Raw genomic sequence first — 18,557 nt, 5'->3', positions numbered from 1 at the left:
CGGACCGAGGGAAAATCGCGGACCGGAGGATCACCCCGAGATCAGGGCATCCAGCGCAACAACGCCATCACCTTCGGGCAGGACCAATACGGGATTGAGGTCGACTTCGCACAGCTCGGGCGTCCCGCGCACGATTGCCGAAAGCGCCTCCACGGTCTGCGCCAAGGCATCGATATCGGCGCGCGGCGCTCCCCGGAAGCCGGTCAGCAGCGGCGCAAGGCGCAGGGAGAGAATGCGTGCCTTGATATCCTCCACGCCCAGATCCGGCGGGAGTAGCACGGCATCGTGAAGCAACTCGGCAGTGACACCGCCGAATCCGACGAGAATGACGGCACCCCAATCCCGATCGCGGCGCGCACCTACGATCATTTCCACGCCGCGCGGGGCCATGGCCTCGACCAGCAAGCCGTCAAGGACGAGGCCCGGTCTCGCCTTTGCAACATCTGCCTGCATGCGCTCCCATGCCGAGGCAAGGGCGGCCGCATCCGGAATGTTGACGATGACGCCGCCTGCATCGCTTTTGTGGCTGAGTGCCGCGGCCTGAGCCTTGAGGACGACCGGATAGCCGATCCGTTCGGCAATTGCCTGCGCTTCTTGTGCAGTAGTCGCCAGTTCGCCCTCGGAGAAGCACACGCCGTGCGCAGCGAGCATCTGCTTGGCGCGGTATTCGGGCACGATTTCACCGGGGGCAATCGCGGCAAGGCTGATGGCGGGTTTCGGTGAAACCGTCTGCGGACGGCCGGCGTATGAAACGAGCCGGGCGACAGCGGCCAATGCACGCTCAGGCGTCGGAAAGTACGGGGCCCCAACTTCACGCAGCGCGGCAATGTCTTCGGCAAGTACGCCGCCGCCCTCGTCGACCCCGGCCACGATCACCGGCTTGGCTCCGTTCAAAGCGGCGATGGCCTTGGCGACCGCAGAGAACTTCACATGAGCGGTATGGGTGTCGGTCTGGATCAGGGGAATGAGGATCGCATCGATCCGGTCATCGGCGCCCAGCGCCGCGATCGTGCGATTGTACAGGGTCGAATCGACCAGCCCCTGCGCGGTGATGTCGAGCGGATTGCTGACCGGCACGAAAGGCGGCAGCGCCTCGCGCAGGGCCGGGCTGTCCGCGTCGGTCAGCCTGGGCAGGGCCAGACCGATGCGCTCGGCACCGTCCAGCATCATCGCCTTGAGCGCACCCGATTCCGAAACCACGCCGATCCCGCCCTGGGGCAACCGGGGACAGCGCAGCGCGATCTCGCTGACATCGCCCAGTTCCTCGAGCCCATCGACGATGATGACCCCGGCGCGTTCGACCAACGTGCGCATGACCGCGTGATCGCCAGCCATCGCGCCAGTATGGGTCGCAGCGCTCTCCCGTCCAGCCTCGCTGCTGCCGGGATGGAGCAGCACAACCTGCTTGCCCTTCTCACGCGCAAGGCGTGCCGCGCGCAGGAACGCGTCGGGCTTGCGGAAGTGCTCGACGATCATCGCGATCACGCCCGTGGCCGGGTCATCGGCGAGATAGGCTACGTAATCCTCGACGCCGCTTGCGGCCTCGTTGCCGGTGGAGATATAACAGGACAGCGGCACCGCGCGGGCGATCATCGTGGTCGCAAGCACAGCGGCCATGGCGCCCGACTGCGAGACTACGCCGACGCGCGGTTTGCCCTTGGCGCGGGCCTCGGGCAATTCGACGAATGTCAGCGCAACATTGCCTGAGAAATTGACGAGGCCCAGGCAATTGGGGCCCTCTATAACCATGCCGGCTTCACGGGCGATACGGCCGAGCTCTTCCTGCTGGGCGAGGCCCTCTTCCCCGCCTTCGGCAAAGCCAGCGGAAAAGATGACAGCCGCCCCGCATTTGCGATTGGCCAGTTCCCGAACCGTATCCAGAACCGCGGGCTGCGGAATCGCCAGAACCGCCGCATCGATCCCTTCCGGAAGAGTCGAAACGTTGGGCACGCAGGGCCGTCCGTTGATCTCGTCGCGCTTCGGATTGACGAGGTAGATCTCTCCGGAAAAGCCGCGTCGTTCGAGGTTGGTCAGTACCGATGCCCCCAGCGATCCCGGCCGGTCGGACGCGCCGACGATCGCCACGCTACGCGGGTTCAAGAGCCGGTCTATTCCGGCCCGGTCGAGCGTAGGGGACGATAGTTCTAGGGTTGTGGACATCTGCTTCTCCCGGCTGGGCAATAGTCTTCACCCGCTCTGTGGCGGACCGCGCGTCTTGTATCCCTATGATACATAATGCGCAAGACTGGCCCGCACTCTACGCTGTCGATACGCTTGTCATCCGAAGACAGTCAGCTACCATTTTGGCGGAACCACGCTATCGCAGCGCTTGCGTTATATGTATCATCGACATACATATAACGGCGCCGCACGGCCACAAACTCGATGCCTTACGCTGACGGAGCGAAACTCTCTGTCCGTCAGGACGCTAATCAAGGAGAGCGATCGTGAAAACAGATTTCAAGCTGCTGGTGAACGGAAACCTGATCGACGGAGCCTCAACCTTCGACGTCATCAATCCCGCGACCGAGGAAGCCTTCGCCCAGTGCCCGCGTGCCGACGAGGCAATTCTCAATCAGGCCGTCGCTGCTGCCAAGGCGGCGCTCCCCGCCTGGTCGGCCCTCACCGCGGACGAACGCGGCGGCTATATCAACCGCCTTGCCGATGCGATCGAAGCCCGCATCGAGGAGTTCGCCCGCCTGCTCACAGCCGAACAGGGCAAGCCGCTCGATCAGGCCACTTACGAGATCGGCGGCAGCATCTACACGCTGCGCGCTTTCGCAGCGATGCGCCTGCCCGACCAGACCCTGCGCGACGAGAATGGCAATACGGTGATCGAACACCGCACGCCGCTTGGCGTCTGCGCTTCGATCACGCCCTGGAACTTTCCCGTGATCCTGCTGGCCAACAAGATCGGGCCGTGCCTGATTGCCGGCAACACGATGGTCTCCAAGCCCGCGCCCACCACGCCGCTCACCACCCTCTTGCTGGGCGAAGTCGCCGCCGAAATCCTGCCGGCAGGGGTCTTCAACGTCGTGTGCGACCAGAACGAGCTCGGTCCGCTGATCACCGGCCATCCGGACATTGCCAAGGTCGCCTTCACCGGCTCCACCGCGACGGGCAAGAAGGTAATGGCTTCGGCCGCCGAAGGCGTGAAGCGCGTGACGCTGGAACTCGGCGGCAACGACGCTGCGATCGTGCTCGACGACGTGCCGGCCAAGTTGGCAGCGCAGAAGGTCTATGCCGGGGCGATGGCCAATGCGGGACAGATCTGCGTCGCGATCAAGCGTGCCTACGTTCCCGAAGCGATGTACGACGAATTCTGCGCGGAAATCGCCAGTCTGGCCGAAGCCGCCGTTGTCGATGACGGATCGAAGCAGGGCGCAACGATCGGTCCGGTCCAGAACCGCATGCAATACGAAAAGGTCCGGGACCTGATCGAGGATGCCAAGACCCGCGGGCGCGTCCTGGCTGGCGGCGAGATGCCCGATCGCAAGGGCTTTTTCATCCCGCCTACCGTCGTCGCGGATCTCGACGAAGACGCACCGCTTGTGCGCGAGGAACAGTTCGGCCCCGTCCTGCCCGTCCTCAAGTATGCCAAAATCGACGATGTTATCGCCCGCGCCAACGATTCCCCATATGGCCTCGGCGGCACTGTCTGGGGGATGGACCAGCTGCGGGCGATGGATGTCGCGCGTCGTATCGATGCCGGTACTGTCTGGGTGAACCAGCACCTTGCGATCGATCCGAACATTCCGTTCCGCGGCTCGAAGCAATCCGGCCTCGGCACTGAGCACGGCCTTGCCGGGCTTATGGAGTACACCCAGGCGCACGTCATCAATGCCGTGCCCCTCGCCGCTGAACCGGCCTGAGCGGGAACTTCAGCCCACCGAGACTGACGCAAGGGACCGGATAAGTCCGGCCCCTTCGCGTTCTCAGTGCCTTGCGGCACATTGCCATGACAAAATTCATGATTTCGCAAATGCGAATCTATACACACTTGTGAATTCATGGCAGGCAGGACTCGAAAGAGGAGCTGCCTGATGACCATTGCCACCACCCACGTCGGAAGCCTTCCGCGCGGAGACGAACTGACCCCGCTGCTGCTCGCGCGTGACAAGGGCGAGCCTTACGATGCCGCCGAATTCGACCGCCTGGTGCAGGCGGCAGTCGATGAGGCCGTGCGCCAGCAGGTAGCGAGCGGTGTAACCTGGGTCAGCGACGGCGAACTCGGCAAGGTCGGCTATTCGACCTACATGATCGAGCGCCTCGAAGGGTTCGGTGGTCATATCGACCGCAAGCCCGCCGCCGATCTGGCCGAACACCCGGACCTGTCCCGCAAGCTGTCGGCAATCATGGGCAGCCAGGAGTTCACCCGCGCCTCCTGCATCGGCCCCGTACGGCTGCGGACACTCGACCCGCTCCACGAAGACACCCGCAGGTTCCGCCATGCGCTCGACAAGCACGGCCAGGGCGTGCGCGGCTTCCTCAATGCCGCTTCGCCCGGCCTGATCACCGCTTTCCAGGTCAACCGCCACTACCCGAGCCACGAAGCCTATCTCGCCGATCTCGTCGATGCCATGCGCCCGGAGTACGAGGCCATCGTCGCAGCCGGTTTCGACCTGCAGGTCGATTGCCCCGACCTCGCAATGTCGCGCCATACCGGCTACCAGGACCAGGACGAAGACACGTTCCTGCGCACAGCTGCCGCCAATGTGGAGGCGCTCAATGCCGCAACCGCCAACATCGATCCCGATCGCTTGCGCATGCATATCTGCTGGGGCAACTACGAGGGCCCGCACGACCACGACATTCCGCTCGAGAAAGTCGTCGATACCGTGATCGCCGCCCGCCCCGCGACGGTCCTGTTCGAAGCTGCCAACCCTCGCCACGAGCACGAATGGACAGTGTGGCGCGATGCCAGGCTGCCCGATTGGAAGGTGCTGGCCCCCGGCCTGATCGACACCTGTTCCAACTATGTCGAGCATCCCGAACTAATCGCCCAGCGGATCGAACGGTTCGCTTCCTTCGTCGGCAAGGACCGGGTCGTGGCGAGCACGGATTGCGGATTCGGTACCTTCGCGGGCTACGGCAAGATCGATCCCGGCGTGACCTGGAAGAAGCTGCGCGCCCTGCGCGAAGGGGCCGACATCGCGGACGCCCGCCTGTGAGCGGCGCGCTTTCCCCCGATACTATCCGCGCGATCGAGCACGACTGCGCGAAGCTGGTCGCCCGCTACGCCAACCGCAACGATGCCGCGGACTGGGTGGCGGTTGCAGCGCTCTATGCGCCCGACGGCCGCATGGCGCGCCCAACGGCGCCCGACGACTGGATCGCCGGGCGCGAGGCCATTCTGGCGGCCTTCAAGGCTCGCCCGCCGCGCGTTACCCGCCACATCTGTTCCAACGTCGAGATCACCGTTGTTGACGCGGACACCGCGCTGGGCGAGAACGCAATGCTGCTCTTCACCGGTGAAGGTGCACCAAAGGTCGGATCTTTCCACGACCGGTTCGTGCGCCTGCCCGATGGCTGGCATTTTGCCGAAAGGCGCGGGTTGTTGACGTTCTGAGGGGACAATGGCGATAGCGGGGGCACCGGGAAGCACTTCACCGACGGTCAAGTCGGCGATGCGTACGCTCGACATCATCGAGTATGTCGTCGCCAATCCCGACGGCGTCGTGGCTCAGGAAATTGCGCAAGCCCTCGCCATTCCCGTGAGCAGCCTGTCCTATCTGCTTGCGACGCTGGTGGAGCGCGACTACCTCGCGCGCACCGGACGCCACTACCAACCCGGCGCCGGGCTCGAACGCCTTCGGTCAAGCCCGCGCAAGCTGCCGCTGGTCGAACGGGTTCGACCTCTGGTGCGGACACTGCGGGTACGCTCCAATGAAACAGCCAGCTTCTTCCTGCAGCGTGACTGGTTTCTCGAAGCGGCGATCACCGAAACAGCCGAGCATACGCTGCGCTATTCGATCGGGGTCGGCACGCGCACGCCGCTGCATTGCCTCGCCGCGGGCAAGGCCCTGCTTGCCGCGCTCGATCCGGAAACTCTGGAACATTACTTCCGGGAATCCTCGCGGGAGCGCTATACAGCGGCGACGATCACCGAGGAAGCCGCCCTGCGCCGGGAAATCGACGAGGCACGCGAACTCGGCTTCGCAGTGACCCGTGAGGAAATGACCCCTGGCATCTGCGGCGTGGGCACGGTCCTGCGCGAGGATGGCCAGCCGGTGGGATCGCTGGCCATTGCCATCCCGACCGTGCGCTGGACGCCGGAAATCGAGGAGGCCACCAGCAAGGTGCTCATCTCCGTGGCCGAGAGCTTCTCCCGCTAGATTTCACGAAGACGAAGAAGCCTGCGTCTGCGTCTGCGTGCGAGGGTTCCGCCTGCGTAATGCACTGGACAGGCGGAGCTGTCATGCAGATACGCGAACAGGGCCGGGACAACGCCCGGCCCTGCTGCCTGTTCTGTCTATCCCGACCCCCAGCGTGCCAATCATGAACACGCAGGAGGTCCATCTTCGGATAGCTGAAGAAGTACTGCCTCAGTCAGCCGACTTCGTGCGCCAGCCTTCTGCGTAGGAGTCGCGAGCGACTTCCGAGTAGGGAACCGGCGCAACGGTGGCGCGGATCTCGGTCTGGACATGGCGCTCGACGGTCGGCTTGCGGGTGCCGCCATTCGGCTCACCCCACAGCAGCGAAACCTGCGTGCCCGGCTCCGCAACCGATTCATCGACCATGGCGAGGGCCAGGAAACGGCCTTCGTTCTGGGTGTAGCCAATCCATGTCGACAGACCGACTTGCTTGCCCTCCACCAGCACGCTGTCATAGGGGTGCATCGCGTAGACCGCGCTCGGGAAGTCCATGTACTTGGCCCGATCGCCCTTGGTCAGCATCGAACTGATCACGCGCATCACGTCCTCGTTGTCGAGCGCGAGGGTGACCTTGCGACGCTTGGGCTGGTCCTTCATTTTCTCCAGCGCTTCGCGGCCGATGAAGTCATGGTCGAACTTGACCATGATGCCGTAACCCAGCTCCCAGGGGTTCAGGTAGTAGTCTTCGATGTTGTCGGAGACGAAGCTGCCCCCGATCGAAGTCATGCCACCGTACGACTTGGCCGAAAGCCATTCGCGGTATTCGCGCATGGATTCGCCAGTGTAGATCGCCGGCAGCGGCGAGGGAATCCAGCCCGATTCAAGAGTGTTCGAGCTGTAGGTACGACCGCCCGAGGGGAGCAGGCCGAAGTCCTTGCCGGCGTCGAGCAGCGCATTGCGCACGGTGTCGTAGTCCTTCCAGGGTCCGAACAGCTCGTAGCCCGGCTGGCCGGCCATGCCGTGACGCAGGGCGCGCACTTCGACGCCGGCGATCTGGATCGGTGCCATGTGGAAGAACTTGAGATCCGGCGGCGTCTCGCCCATCGCCTTTTCCAGCACCTTCATGGCGTTCGGGCCCTGCAGCTGGAAGCGGTAGTTACGACGGTAGCCCTGCTGGTCGAGAGGACGTGCGGCGGTGCGCTCGTCGCGCTCGACCTTGACGTCCCACTTACCCGAGGCCGCGTGGAATTCGACCCATTCGATCGTCGGCGCGCGGCCGACCAGCTCGAACTTTTCTTCTTCGAGATAGAACAGGATGACGTCGCCGATGACGTAGCCTTCCGGGGTCACCGGGGCGAACTGCTTCGCGCGGTTGGGCACGAAGCCCTTGAAGCTGTTCGGCGCAAGGTAGGACAGCATCTTGAATGCGTCCGGGCCGGTCACCAGCAGGTCCACCATGTGGAAGCTCTGGTTGAAGAGAACCGCGGTCTCCGCCCAGGCACGCTGTTCGTCGCGCCAGTTCGAATATTCACCCGGAACGCCCGGATAGACGTTGGGGCCGGTCTGCTGATTGCGCAGGAAGTCGACCATGTCGCCCTTCTCTTCGATCAGCTTCTGGAGGCTCTTCTCAGTCATTATATTCTGCCTTTCAGTACTTTGGTCAGGTTCTTCTCAGGTTGTGATTCATTTGATGCGAGCCATTCGCGAATGGCTGCATTGAAAGCGACGGGCCTTTCGGAAGGAGCCATGTGGCCGGCGTCCGGCACGATGGAGAGCGGGCAGCCGCCAATGGCTGCAGCAATCTCCCGGTGCTGTTCGACCGGCGACCAGGCATCGTCAGCTCCAACAATCAACGAGACCGGACAGGTGAGCTCAGAAAGCACACCGGAGACGTCCGGCCGATTCAGCAGCGCCTCGATCTGCGCCTCGAACACGGTCTGCCCCGCGTCCAGGCACATCGCGCGCAATTGGCCGACGAGATCCGCGTCATCGCGCATTGCCGGGCCGATCATCGGCGGCAACCAGGCATCGACAAGCGCGGCGAAGCCCTGCTCCCGCCCTATATCGCGCAAGGCATAGCGCTTCTCGCGCTCACCGGGGCGCGGCAGGTGAATACCGGTATCGGCAAGCGCTAGTCGAGTCACGCGGTCGGGCGCCTTGCGCACGATCTCCAACGCCACGCGTGCTCCCATCGAGTGCCCGAGTACGGCGCAGCGCGAAGGCATGCGTTCCAGCGCATAATCGGCCATCGCAGCAATGCGATCTGCGCCGCCGTAAAAGCCGTCGATGCTCCGGCTTCCGGCGAATTCCGCAAGCTGGCCAGCGAACATACGTCCGTCGCACAGCAGCCCCGGGAGGATCACGAGGATTTCAGATTCGGCATCTATATTCGCATTCATGAATTTTCACCTATACGAATCTTCTTTGACGCGCTAGAGAGAAATCCGCAATCAGTTCTCGAAAAGCCCATCCCCAATTCCGGTTCGCAGGAATGCGGGCAAGAAGGGCGCGGGGGGAGAAGGAAGTGACTATGACCACCCCAATCATCCATCCGAACTGGGCGCGCCCGGCTCTCAACATGGTCGACGGCTATTCGCTGGAAATAACGGCCAAGGACGTCGATAGCCTGCGCGCGGCCGCCCCAGGGATCCTGCCAGAGACCCCGATCGCCCTGACTTTCCTGCCGGGAGAGGAATTCGACGCCCGCGTCGCCGCGGCGCGCACGGTGCGGGAACTCGGTTTCGAGCCGATGCCCCACTTCTCCGCGCGTCGCATCACTTCACGCGATGAATTCGAGCGCTACCTCGCGGCCGTGACGCGGGAGGCCGGCGTGAAGCGCAGCTTCATCATCGCCGGCGACCCGGCAGAGCCGGAAGGCCCCTTTGCCGACAGTATGGCCCTGATTGCCACGGGCGATTTCGAACGCAATGGCATCACGGCCATCGGCATCGGCGGCCATCCCGAAGGACATCCCAACATGTCAGACGAACAGTGCTGGCAGGTCCTCGAAGACAAATGCAATGCCATTGTGGCGCGCGGCATGGCTCCACTGATCGTCACCCAGTTCGCCTTCGACGCCGATGCGGTGCTTGCCTGGCTCAAGAAACTGCGCGAGCGCGGCATCGAGGCACCGGTGCGCCTGGGCGTACCCGGCCCGGCCGGCATCAAGACCCTGATGCGGTTTGCGGCGCGCTGCGGCGTCGGCGCTTCAGCTACCGTCATGGCCAAATACGGCATTTCCATCACCAGGCTCATCGGCTCGGCCGGTCCCGACAAACTCGTGAAATCTCTCGAACAGGGACTGGGCGAGGAACACGGCCCCGTTCGCCTGCACTTCTACCCCTTCGGCGGCCTCGAGAAGACCGTCGCATGGATCAACGAGTTCGCGCGCAAGAACTGACGCGGCACTCCAGAAAGAGAGGAACCTTCAAAGGTGTCTGAGATCTACACCCTGCGCCTGCAATGCGATGATGCGCCCGGTCTTGTCGCCAAGGTCGCAACTTATCTTGCCGAGTGCGGCTGCAACATCGTCGACGCGCAGGAATTCCACGACCGCCCTGCCGGTCGGTTCTTCATGCGCGTCGAATTCCAACCCGGAAAGCCCGGCTCGGTCGATGTGCTGCGCGCCGGCTTCGCGCCCATCGCCGAGGCTGCAGGCATGGAATGGAGCCTGCGTAACAAGGCCCGCCCCAAGAAGGTCATGCTGCTGGTCTCCAAGTGGGACCACTGCCTGGGCGACCTGCTCTATCGCCAGCGGATCGGGGAACTGCCGATGGAAGTCGTCGGCATCGTCTCCAACCATCCGCGCGAAGTGCTGCATACCTCGCTGATCAACGGCCTGCCCTACATGCACCTGCCGGTCACCAAGGTCACCAAACCGCAGCAGGAGGCGCAGATCCGCGCTTTGGTCGAAGAAAGCGGTGCCGAACTCGTCGTCCTGGCACGCTACATGCAGATCCTGTCCGACGAGATGGCAGGCTTCCTCTCCGGCCGCTGCATCAACATCCACCATTCGTTCCTGCCTGGGTTCAAGGGCGCCAAGCCCTATCACCAGGCATTCGATCGCGGCGTAAAGATGATCGGCGCGACCGCCCATTACGTAACCGCCGACCTCGACGAAGGTCCGATCATCCATCAGGACGTCGAGCGCATCAGCCACGCCGACATGCCCGAAGAACTCGTGCGCCGCGGCCGCGATATCGAACGGCGAGTGCTCGCCGAAGCGGTTCGTCTGCACCTCGATGACCGGGTCTTTGCCAATGGCGCCCGCACCGTCGTGTTCCGCGACTAGGCCGCACCGGCACCGAAAGGACAGTCTCCATGCGCGAAGCGACAGACATCGCCAGTTACCTGGCGGACCTTGAAGATATTCCAGGCACGCAAGTATTCACGGCGCAGAGAGCCCGGCAGGGCTATCATCTCAACCAGTGCGCCATGAGCCTGATGAAGCCGGAAAACCGCGAGCGGTTCAAGGCCGACGAACGGGCCTATATCGACGAATGGCCGATGAGCGAGCAGCAGAAGCAGGCGCTTCTTGCCCGCGATTACAACCGGCTGCTCAATCTGGGCGGCAACATCTACTTTCTCGCCAAGGTCTTCTCCACCGATGGCATCAGCGTGGTCCAGGGCGTTTCGACGATGACCGGCATGAGCGTCGAGGAATACCAGGCGATGATGATGGCGGGCGGGCGCTCCCCTGTGGGGCAGCGTTCGATCCGGGAGAACAACTGATGGCACGCATTACTCACGGCATCGGCTGCAGCCACATTCCCGTGCTGGGCTATGCCCACGATCACGGCAAGGACGGCGACGATTATTTCAAGCCCGCCTTTGCCGGGTTCGACTGGACCCGCGAATGGATCATGGCGCCTGAAAGCCGTCCGGACGTCGTCATCCTGGTCTACAACGACCACGCCAGCGCCTTCGACATGAAAGTCATCCCGACTTTCGCCATCGGTTGCGGCGAACGTTACACTCCGGCCGACGAGGGCTTCGGCCCGCGCCCCGTACCGCTGGTCGAAGGCCACCCCGATCTTGCCTGGCACATCGCGCAGAGCCTTGTCCTCGATGAATTCGACACCACCATCATCAACGAGATGGAAGTGGACCACGGCCTGACAGTGCCGCTCACGATGATGTTCGGCGATGTCGACAAATGGCCGGTGAAGGTAATCCCGCTGGCGGTCAACGTCGTCACTTATCCGCCGCCATCGGGCAATCGCTGCTGGGCGCTGGGCGAAGCGATCTCCCGCGCGGTTTCAAGCTTTCCCGAGGACCTCAAGGTCCAGATCTGGGGCACTGGCGGCATGAGCCACCAGTTGCAGGGGCCGCGCGCGGGCCTGATCAACAAGGAATGGGACAACCGCTTCCTCGACGGCCTGACCGGAGAGGGACAGGATCTGCGCCACGTCCCCCATATCGAGTACCTGCGCGAGACCGGCTCGGAAGGTATCGAGATGGTCATGTGGCTGATCATGCGCGGCGCCCTGGGCAAGAGCACCCGCGCCTTGCATCGCCACTACCATGTGCCGGTCAGCAACACGGCGCTCGGCCACATTGTGCTCGAACCCGTCGATCCCACCGTACCGCCCAGCCGCACGCTGGAAGGCAGCAGCGCCATTCCACAGGACATGGTCGCCTGATCCACCGAATTCCCCGCCTGTCCTGCCATGAGCAGCACGGGCGGGGAAGCAGCCTTCCAGGCCTTGAACGCGCCTTGTCCGGGAGATCCCCGGCGCAAGGCACGGTCGTCTAACGTCATGCGAAATCAGAAAGAGTTCTTGGAGTCCGCATTCCACAGGACAGTACCGTCCGGCAACTTGATCGAGATGACGCTGCCCACCTGAGAACCGTCCCGCATCGGGTGCATCGTCACGCTGATGCGATCGCCCTGTTTCAAGGTCTGGCGGTTCCACCCCTTGCGTGCGATGATATTGGGCGCATGACATTCGCCCGACCACTTGATCACCTTGCCGCCCAACTGCACCAAGCGCGGTGATGATGTTATACCAAGGAGCGCTGAGGCTGACTCACGCCAGGGATTCCCAAGAAGGTGAAAATCTGATTCGATGTTGCAAGCACATGGAGGCTTGCGATGGCGGCAGCGATTGGGGTTCGATCTGACTACACATCGGCGGATTTGCGTGGGTTTGCGCGACGAAGTGGTGATGCCGATCAGGTCCGGCGTCTGTTGGCTGTTGCACTGATCCTGGACGGGGGCAGCCGCAGCGAAGCGGCGAAGATTGCCGGCGTGACTCTGCAAATTGTGCGCGACTGGGTTCTGCGCTTCAACGAGGGCGGTCCTGACGGTCTGGCAACGCGCAAGGCACCGGGGCGAGCTTCGATCCTGAACGACGAGCAGCGTGCCCGGCTTGCCGAGATCGTCGAGGCAGGACCGATCCCCGCAGCGCATGGCGTAGTGCGCTGGCGACTTGCCGACCTGGCGCTGTGGGTGTGGGACGAGTTCGAGCTGTCGGTCACACGCCACACCCTTGGGCGCGAGCTTCGCGCCATGGGCTATCGCAAGCTCTCGGCCCGGCCGCGCCATCGTGGCCAGAAGCGCGATGACATTGCCGATTTTAAAAAAGCTTCGGCGCCCGTCTGGCGCAAATCAAGCGGCGGCTCCCGAGAGGAACGCCGATAGAGCTGTGGTGGGCAGACGAAGCAAGGGTAGGGCAGCAGACCAAGCTCACTCGCCGCTGGGCCAAGCGAGGCACCCGTCCTTCAGCGCCGAAGGATCAGCGCAGGTCTTCGGTATGGATTTTCGGGGCGATCTGTCCGGCCCAGGGCAAGGCCGCCGGCATCGTCATGCCCCGCTGCAACAGTGAGGCGATGAGCATGCACCTCGAGGAAATCGCCTTCCACGTCGCGCCGGGCGCGCATGCGGTCCTTCTGCTTGATCAGGCCGGATGGCACGGCTCGGCCGAGCTGGTCGTGCCTCCCAACATTACCCTGATGCCGCTGCCGCCGAGATGCCCTGAACTTAACCCGGTCGAGAACGTCTGGCAGTTCATGCGTGACAACTGGCTGTCGAACCGCATCTTCAAATCCTACGACGACATCGTCGATCACTGCTGCTTCGCTTGGAACAAGCTCGTCGATCAGCCCTGGCGCATCATGTCCATCGGAATGCGCCAATGGGCACATGGGTACTGATCAATGCACCTTGGTATTACTGGAAATACAAGCATATTTGAAAGCATGAGCACGAACGAGCTCGCGGTTGGCGATTTCGTCCTCAATGAGCGACAGGGCGGAACCTCCAGCTCCCTGCGTCGACGCTTCCGCGCACCTCGCCTGCAAAGCGCGCCTTCGCGAGGCACTCCTCCCATTCGAGGGCTGGCACGCTATCGGCAACAATGCCGCAACCGACATCCAGGCGTCCTGTATAAGCCTCGCCGGCGGGTGTCACGTCCATCGTCCTGATCGCGACGTTGAACATCGTCCGGTCCTTGCCGAGAACACCGATGACCCCTGTATAGAGACCGCGTGCAAAGGTTTCGACGCGCGCGATAACTTCGCTGGCCCTGATCTTCGGGGCCCCGACGATTGAACCGCAAGGGAAGAGGGCCCTGAGGATGTCGACAGGTCCGACGCCGGCCCTTACGCAGCTGCTCACTGTCGATGTCATCTGCCAAACCGATGGATACCCCTCGATATCGAAAATCGCCGGACAACGCACGCTGCCCGCCTCGCTTACACGCGATATGTCGTTGCGCAGCAGGTCGAGGATCATCAGGTTCTCGGCACGATCCTTCCCGCTACCAAGCAGCTCGTCATGCAATTGACGATCCCGCGTCGGATCGAGATGACGCGGCCGCGTGCCTTTCATGGGCCGCGCTTGCAGGCGATTTCCTTCAAGTCGGAAGAACAACTCGGGCGAGAAGGACAGCACGTGACGCTCGTCAGTGGCGATCATGGCGCCCAGCGGCGCCTTTGCGCGCGAACGAACGCGGCGATAGTATGCCAGCGGATCGCGCAATATCGTTCGCGTCGGAAATGTCAGGTTGGCCTGATAGATCTCGCCAGATTCAATACTGTCGAGAACGGAGCGAACCCCGGTCTCGAAATCACGCTGCGAGACCAGGGATGTCAGCGGTGTCTCAGATGCGCAAAGACTATCGCTCAGGGATGCACACAGCGGCGACGGGCCGGAAGTCTGCCGGGCGAACACACCGAACCAGAGCAAAGGAGCCGGCCTGCCGCGAGGTTCGACACTGTCGGCGCGGACTGTGAAGCGATCAAAGGCAGGCGCTGCTGCGAAAGAGAGAAATCCGGTGAGCGTCTTGCCCCGGGCAATCAATGCGTCGATCCGCGAAAGCGCCCCTTCGACCTGATCGAGCCGATCGCAGCGCACTTCTTCCTCGAGGCCAGTGAAGATCGTCGCCATGTCCCGGGCCTGATCGTCGAGCAGTACAAAAGGACGGCCTAACGCGTATTCGGTCTGGACATTGCGCTGAAGTATTGCGGCGGTTCCCGAGCCGATGAACCAGCCTTCGGGACAGTTTCGCCCGCTCAGGTCCACCGCACCACCCGCGTGGAGGCCAATCCGTTGAGGAGGGCCGCCGGCTTCTGAACGCAGACCTCGACCCGCAAGACGAGATCGCTTTCGAGACATCGGTCAGCCAATTTCGCCGCGAACGTCTCGATCAGCGAGATACGCTCGCGGGCCAGATCCTGCGCATGTTCGACTATGCGGTTGTAGTCGATAGTCTCTGTGAGGATGTCTTCACGCGGAGTGACGATATCGGCGACCACGCCAATGATCAACGTCTGCTTGCGGCCGATCTCATGCGAGTGCACGCCGATGTCGGCAGCCACGCGCAAGTCGTTGACAGCCACTTGTGAAACGCATTTGAGGGCTCCGATCTCCTCGATGCTTTCAAGATCCACTGGCAGGTTCATTTTCACCCCTTTCTCCGGCAACCTTGGCCCTCAGCCTGCGCGGCTTTGCCGCGCTTCGTCGAGGCTCAATTCGGCCGCCTTCGCCGTATTGGCCAACAGGCAGGCAATCGTCATCGGCCCGACACCGCCGGGAACCGGCGTGACCGCCCGGGCGTGCTGCACTTCGTCGAATGCGACATCGCCCTTGAGCGCGGTCGTGCCATCCGCCTGGATCACGCGGGTAATACCGACATCGATGATCACCGCCCCTTCCTTGACCCAAAAGCCTCTGACAAGGCCGGGCGCACCGGCGGCCGCGACGATGATGTCCGCCTTGCGCACGATTTCGGACAGGCCCCGCGTTTCGATGTGCGTGACGGTAACGGTCGCCTCTCGCTCCAGCAGCAGCATGGCTACCGGCTTGCCGACAATATTGGACTTGCCGATCACCACCGCATCGAGCCCGCGATAATCCCTGATCACGGTATCGAGCAGCATCATGATGCCAAGCGGCGTGCAGGGAACGAGACCCCCGGTACCGGTCGAAAGACGCCCGACATTAACCGGATGGAATCCGTCAACATCCTTGGCCGGCGAAATCGCGTCCAGGACGAGACCGGCATCGATATGCGCAGGCAACGGCAACTGCACGAGGATCCCGTGGATGCCGGGATCGGCATTGAGGTCCGCGATCAGGGCGAGCAGTTCAGCTTCACCGGTGGAAGCTGCCAGCCGGTGCTCGATTGAACGCATGCCCACCTTGCGGCATTCACGAATCTTGCGGCCGACATAGACCTCGCTCGCCGGATCGTTACCGACCAGCACCACGGCCAGTCCCGGCGCCTGGCCAAGCCTGCCCGCCAAGGTTCGGACCGTCTCCGCAGTCTGTTCCGAAACGCGCCGGGCCAGCACCTTTCCGTCGATCAGTGCGCTCACAGAACCCCCGCCGGAATGGTCAAGCGACGGATCATTCGAAGGGGATTGCAAGCGCGCGAAACGCCAGCCCGACAGATCTTCATTGCTTCCTCTCGCCAATCGCGAAGCCGAGGCACAGCGCCTCGGGACAACTCAGTTTTTCCAATATACGAATTTTCACGTCTATGAAATAGAGATCTCAATATTTATCAGCGATGGCTTCATTTCGAGATCACGGGACCTCAATCCGCTCGTCTTGACGCCGCGACGGGGAATGGCCATCGTTCGCCGCAATCGACGCCAAGCGTCGCAGGGTGGGGCTAGAGACTCGTTGCAAGTGGAAGACAATAACCGGCCGGACGATACGGACCTCGACAATTCGTTTGGTTATCAGCTCAAGATGCTCCAGTTCGACGTCGACGGCCGGGCACGTGAAGCGCTGGCCGAGTTCGACATATCGCCGGCACGCGTTACGGCAATGATCGTAATCAGCAGGAACGCGGGCTGCACGCAGACCGCTCTCGGCGAAGCGCTGTCGATCAACCGGGCCAGTGCGATGAAGCTGGTCAATATCCTCGAGGCACGCGGGTTCGTGACGCGCGCGGCAGCGGCCGACTCCCGAGCGAACGCCCTGTACCTGACCCGATTGGGTGACACCACCTTGCGCAGGATGACCGCTGCCCTTGAAGAAGCGGACCGCGACGTGCTCTCGCCGCTGAGCGATGCGGAGCAGGAAACCTTCCGTCACTATATCCAACGCATCCGCAACGGCCTCGCGAAAGGTCGGAACCAGTCGGCCGATCAGTCGGAGTGAGAGGCTTCGGAGGCCAGATCTTCCAACAAACGCTTCATGCCGGTTTCCCCCGCGAAGATCAGCCTGCTTTCGCGTCCCTCTGCCCGCCACGACCCAAAACTTCGCGCATTGCGGGAAGCCTTCATCGAACGGTGAGGCAACAGGCCGCCGGACATGCCGGCGGCCTGCGCTCTCCTCACTTCGTCTCGACCATCCGGCGCTCGGAAACGCCAAAGTGGTCGGCAAGGTCTTCACCGCTGAACCCACTGTTCGACGCCTCGAAATCGAGGGGCAGCATCGCCGCGTCCCATTTGCGGTAGTCGTCCACCAGCTTCGCGTAGATCTGCGGATACCTGTCCTTGAGGTTCGCCCGCTCCTGCGGGTCGTCGACAAGGTTGAACAGGAAGGTCCGGTCGAGGATCTTGAGGTATTTCCAGTCCCCGGAGCGACAGGCTTCCTGCGAGAGGTTAAGGTATCGCCAGCACAAGGTGCGCGGCACCGGCGCCGCACCATCGAGCAGCGTCGCGCTCAGGTCCATGCCGTCCATGGGATAGCGCGGGTCGGGAGATGCCTGGATGAGTGAAAGGAAGGTCGGCATCCAGTCCATCGACATGATGACCTGTTCACTCTCCTGCCCTGCGGCAATGCGGCGCAGCCAGCGCATAACTGCCGGAACGCGCAGGCCACCTTCGAGCAGTTCGGTCTTCAGGCCGTTGTAGGGCCAGGTCTTGGAGTAGCGTTCGCCGCCATTGTCGCTGGTGAAGACGATAATCGTGTCTTCCGCCAGGCCCAACCGATCCAGTCTCTCGAGAATGCGCCCGATCTCCATGTCCATGCGTGTGACCATCTCGGCATAGGTCTTGCGCGACCCGCCATCGGTGTCGAACATCGAAAATGGCTTGTCGCTGGCCGCAAGACGCTGCGATTCCGTCTGGTCGTCGGGACCTTCCCAGGGCCAGTGCGGCGCGGTGAAGTGCAGGCTCATGAAGAACGGCTGCTGCCGGGCAGCATAATCGTCGATAGCCGTCATCGCCCGCTCGGCCAGCAGGTCTGTCATGTAGCCTGGCTGCTCGATCTCGCGGTCGTCCTCCCACAAGTCCGGCACGCCGTTGAAGTCGTGAGAGAAGTAATCGATCCCGCCGCCGCGCAGGCCCCAGAAGTGATCGTATCCACTTTGGAGCGGACCGTATTTGGGGAGCTGGCCAAGGTGCCACTTGCCGATCAGCGTCGTTTCATAGCCCTGGCTGCGCAGTAGCGAGGGCATCGTCGGATGAGATGGCGGCAGCCCCCGAACGCGCCGGCCCAGCGGCTCTTCCAGTCCCACGGGCAGGCGGTTCTGGTACCGGCCGGTAATCAGCGCCGTGCGCGATGCCGAACAGACCGCCGAATTGGCATAGGCCTGTCGAAACAACATGCCCTCTCTCGCGATCCGATCGATCGCCGGCGTGGCGTAATCGGTCCGCCCATAGCAACCGAGATCGGCATAGCCCATGTCGTCTGCAAGAATGAACAGGATGTTCGGAAGCTTGCCACGGCTCCGCTCGGCATTGCGGGCAAAAGCCGTGCCGGCGAGGGCGGACATCCCGGCCGCAGCGGCGCTACCGGTGAGAAGCCCCCGGCGCGAAATCTGGCGAGCGTTCATATGGTCATTC

19 protein-coding genes are annotated in these 18,557 nt (G+C 62.9%); 11 read left to right on the top strand and 8 right to left on the bottom strand.

The features are described 5' to 3' along the window. Positions 1 to 30 precede the first annotated feature (30 nt). Positions 31 to 2,160 (bottom strand): acetate--CoA ligase family protein, encoded by a 2,130-nt coding sequence (locus tag J3474_RS21490; RefSeq protein ID WP_207095553.1) that lies wholly within the window; start codon positions 2,158 to 2,160, stop codon positions 31 to 33. 287 nt (positions 2,161 to 2,447) lie between these two features. Here J3474_RS21490 and J3474_RS21485 point away from each other — a divergent pair, with 287 nt between their 5' ends. The 4 genes from J3474_RS21485 (at position 2,448) to J3474_RS21470 (ending at position 6,335) form a co-directional block, all read left to right on the top strand. Beyond that, positions 2,448 to 3,872: an aldehyde dehydrogenase family protein gene (locus J3474_RS21485; RefSeq protein ID WP_207095552.1), complete on the top strand. Its 1,425-nt coding sequence runs from the start codon at positions 2,448 to 2,450 to the stop codon at positions 3,870 to 3,872. A 171-nt stretch (positions 3,873 to 4,043) separates the two neighbouring features. After that, positions 4,044 to 5,171 (top strand): cobalamin-independent methionine synthase II family protein, encoded by a 1,128-nt coding sequence (locus J3474_RS21480; protein WP_207095551.1) that lies wholly within the window; start codon positions 4,044 to 4,046, stop codon positions 5,169 to 5,171. Further along, a complete protein-coding gene (locus J3474_RS21475; protein WP_207095550.1) occupies positions 5,168 to 5,569 on the top strand; it encodes a nuclear transport factor 2 family protein in 402 nt (133 codons plus the stop codon). The genes J3474_RS21480 and J3474_RS21475 overlap by 4 nt, the downstream gene beginning before the upstream one ends. Positions 5,570 to 5,576: 7 nt before the next feature. After that, positions 5,577 to 6,335 carry an IclR family transcriptional regulator gene (locus J3474_RS21470; protein WP_013836804.1) on the top strand — a complete coding sequence of 253 codons (759 nt, stop codon included), beginning with the start codon at positions 5,577 to 5,579 and terminating at the stop codon, positions 6,333 to 6,335. Positions 6,336 to 6,545: 210 nt separating this feature from the next. On the opposite strand, the gene J3474_RS21465 is transcribed toward J3474_RS21470, so the two are convergent. After that, positions 6,546 to 7,949 carry an aminomethyltransferase family protein gene (locus tag J3474_RS21465; protein WP_207095549.1) on the bottom strand — a complete coding sequence of 468 codons (1,404 nt, stop codon included), beginning with the start codon at positions 7,947 to 7,949 and terminating at the stop codon, positions 6,546 to 6,548. Then, the gene (locus tag J3474_RS21460) at positions 7,949 to 8,539 is read right to left on the bottom strand and encodes an alpha/beta fold hydrolase (RefSeq protein WP_242528555.1); all 591 of its coding nucleotides are present in this window, start codon (positions 8,537 to 8,539) and stop codon (positions 7,949 to 7,951) included. The genes J3474_RS21465 and J3474_RS21460 overlap by 1 nt, the downstream gene beginning before the upstream one ends. Here J3474_RS21460 and J3474_RS22845 point away from each other — a divergent pair. Genes J3474_RS22845 through J3474_RS21440 form a run of 5 tightly spaced genes read left to right on the top strand, consistent with a single transcriptional unit; the run spans position 8,510 to position 11,956 of the window. After that, the gene (locus J3474_RS22845; protein WP_242528557.1) at positions 8,510 to 8,842 is read left to right on the top strand and encodes a hypothetical protein; all 333 of its coding nucleotides are present in this window, start codon (positions 8,510 to 8,512) and stop codon (positions 8,840 to 8,842) included. The two genes, J3474_RS21460 and J3474_RS22845, sit on opposite strands and share 30 nt — an antisense overlap. A gap of 2 nt (positions 8,843 to 8,844) precedes the next feature. Next, positions 8,845 to 9,714 carry a methylenetetrahydrofolate reductase gene (locus tag J3474_RS21455; RefSeq protein ID WP_207095547.1) on the top strand — a complete coding sequence of 290 codons (870 nt, stop codon included), beginning with the start codon at positions 8,845 to 8,847 and terminating at the stop codon, positions 9,712 to 9,714. A gap of 33 nt (positions 9,715 to 9,747) precedes the next feature. Next, positions 9,748 to 10,605, top strand: coding sequence for a formyltetrahydrofolate deformylase (purU, locus tag J3474_RS21450; protein ID WP_207095546.1), 858 nt, complete (start codon positions 9,748 to 9,750; stop codon positions 10,603 to 10,605). A gap of 29 nt (positions 10,606 to 10,634) precedes the next feature. After that, positions 10,635 to 11,045, top strand: coding sequence for a protocatechuate 4,5-dioxygenase subunit alpha (gene ligA, locus J3474_RS21445; protein WP_207095545.1), 411 nt, complete (start codon positions 10,635 to 10,637; stop codon positions 11,043 to 11,045). Then, complete coding sequence (locus tag J3474_RS21440; RefSeq protein ID WP_207095544.1) at positions 11,045 to 11,956, top strand: class III extradiol dioxygenase subunit beta; 912 nt, start codon at positions 11,045 to 11,047, stop codon at positions 11,954 to 11,956. The genes ligA and J3474_RS21440 overlap by 1 nt, the downstream gene beginning before the upstream one ends. Positions 11,957 to 12,081: 125 nt before the next feature. Here the strand turns inward: J3474_RS21440 and J3474_RS21435 are convergent, their stop codons facing one another. Next, positions 12,082 to 12,294 (bottom strand): DUF6152 family protein, encoded by a 213-nt coding sequence (locus J3474_RS21435; RefSeq protein WP_242528548.1) that lies wholly within the window; start codon positions 12,292 to 12,294, stop codon positions 12,082 to 12,084. 114 nt (positions 12,295 to 12,408) lie between these two features. On the opposite strand from J3474_RS21435, the gene J3474_RS21430 reads away from it, so the two are divergent. Continuing rightward, a protein-coding gene (locus J3474_RS21430) for an IS630 family transposase (protein ID WP_242528547.1) occupies positions 12,409 to 13,469 on the top strand; the annotation gives its coding sequence in 2 pieces (ribosomal slippage) (positions 12,409 to 12,901 and positions 12,901 to 13,469; 1,062 coding nt in all). A gap of 82 nt (positions 13,470 to 13,551) precedes the next feature. On the opposite strand, the gene J3474_RS21425 is transcribed toward J3474_RS21430, so the two are convergent. The 3 genes from J3474_RS21425 to J3474_RS21415 are packed head-to-tail and all read right to left on the bottom strand — an operon-like array spanning position 13,552 to position 16,133. Further along, the gene (locus J3474_RS21425) at positions 13,552 to 14,838 is read right to left on the bottom strand and encodes a chorismate-binding protein (protein ID WP_242528546.1); all 1,287 of its coding nucleotides are present in this window, start codon (positions 14,836 to 14,838) and stop codon (positions 13,552 to 13,554) included. Then, the gene (locus J3474_RS21420; RefSeq protein ID WP_013836777.1) at positions 14,829 to 15,218 is read right to left on the bottom strand and encodes a dihydroneopterin aldolase; all 390 of its coding nucleotides are present in this window, start codon (positions 15,216 to 15,218) and stop codon (positions 14,829 to 14,831) included. Before J3474_RS21420 ends, J3474_RS21425 begins: the two co-directional genes overlap by 10 nt. 30 nt (positions 15,219 to 15,248) lie before the next feature. After that, positions 15,249 to 16,133 carry a bifunctional 5,10-methylenetetrahydrofolate dehydrogenase/5,10-methenyltetrahydrofolate cyclohydrolase gene (locus tag J3474_RS21415; RefSeq protein WP_207095542.1) on the bottom strand — a complete coding sequence of 295 codons (885 nt, stop codon included), beginning with the start codon at positions 16,131 to 16,133 and terminating at the stop codon, positions 15,249 to 15,251. Positions 16,134 to 16,215: 82 nt separating this feature from the next. On the opposite strand from J3474_RS21415, the gene J3474_RS22840 reads away from it, so the two are divergent. Further along, positions 16,216 to 16,926 carry a MarR family winged helix-turn-helix transcriptional regulator gene (locus J3474_RS22840; RefSeq protein WP_242528545.1) on the top strand — a complete coding sequence of 237 codons (711 nt, stop codon included), beginning with the start codon at positions 16,216 to 16,218 and terminating at the stop codon, positions 16,924 to 16,926. A gap of 175 nt (positions 16,927 to 17,101) precedes the next feature. Here J3474_RS22840 and J3474_RS21405 read toward each other — a convergent pair whose 3' ends face one another. Further along, entirely contained in the window at positions 17,102 to 18,547 is a 1,446-nt protein-coding gene (locus J3474_RS21405; RefSeq protein WP_242528544.1) for a sulfatase, read from the bottom strand. Between the last annotated feature and the right edge of the window lie 10 nt (positions 18,548 to 18,557).

Source organism: Novosphingobium sp. PY1, from assembly GCF_017312445.1.
GTDB lineage: Bacteria > Pseudomonadota > Alphaproteobacteria > Sphingomonadales > Sphingomonadaceae > Novosphingobium.
Note: the sequence above shows the minus strand (reverse complement) of the source record. Positions and strands in the feature narration are given on the sequence as shown.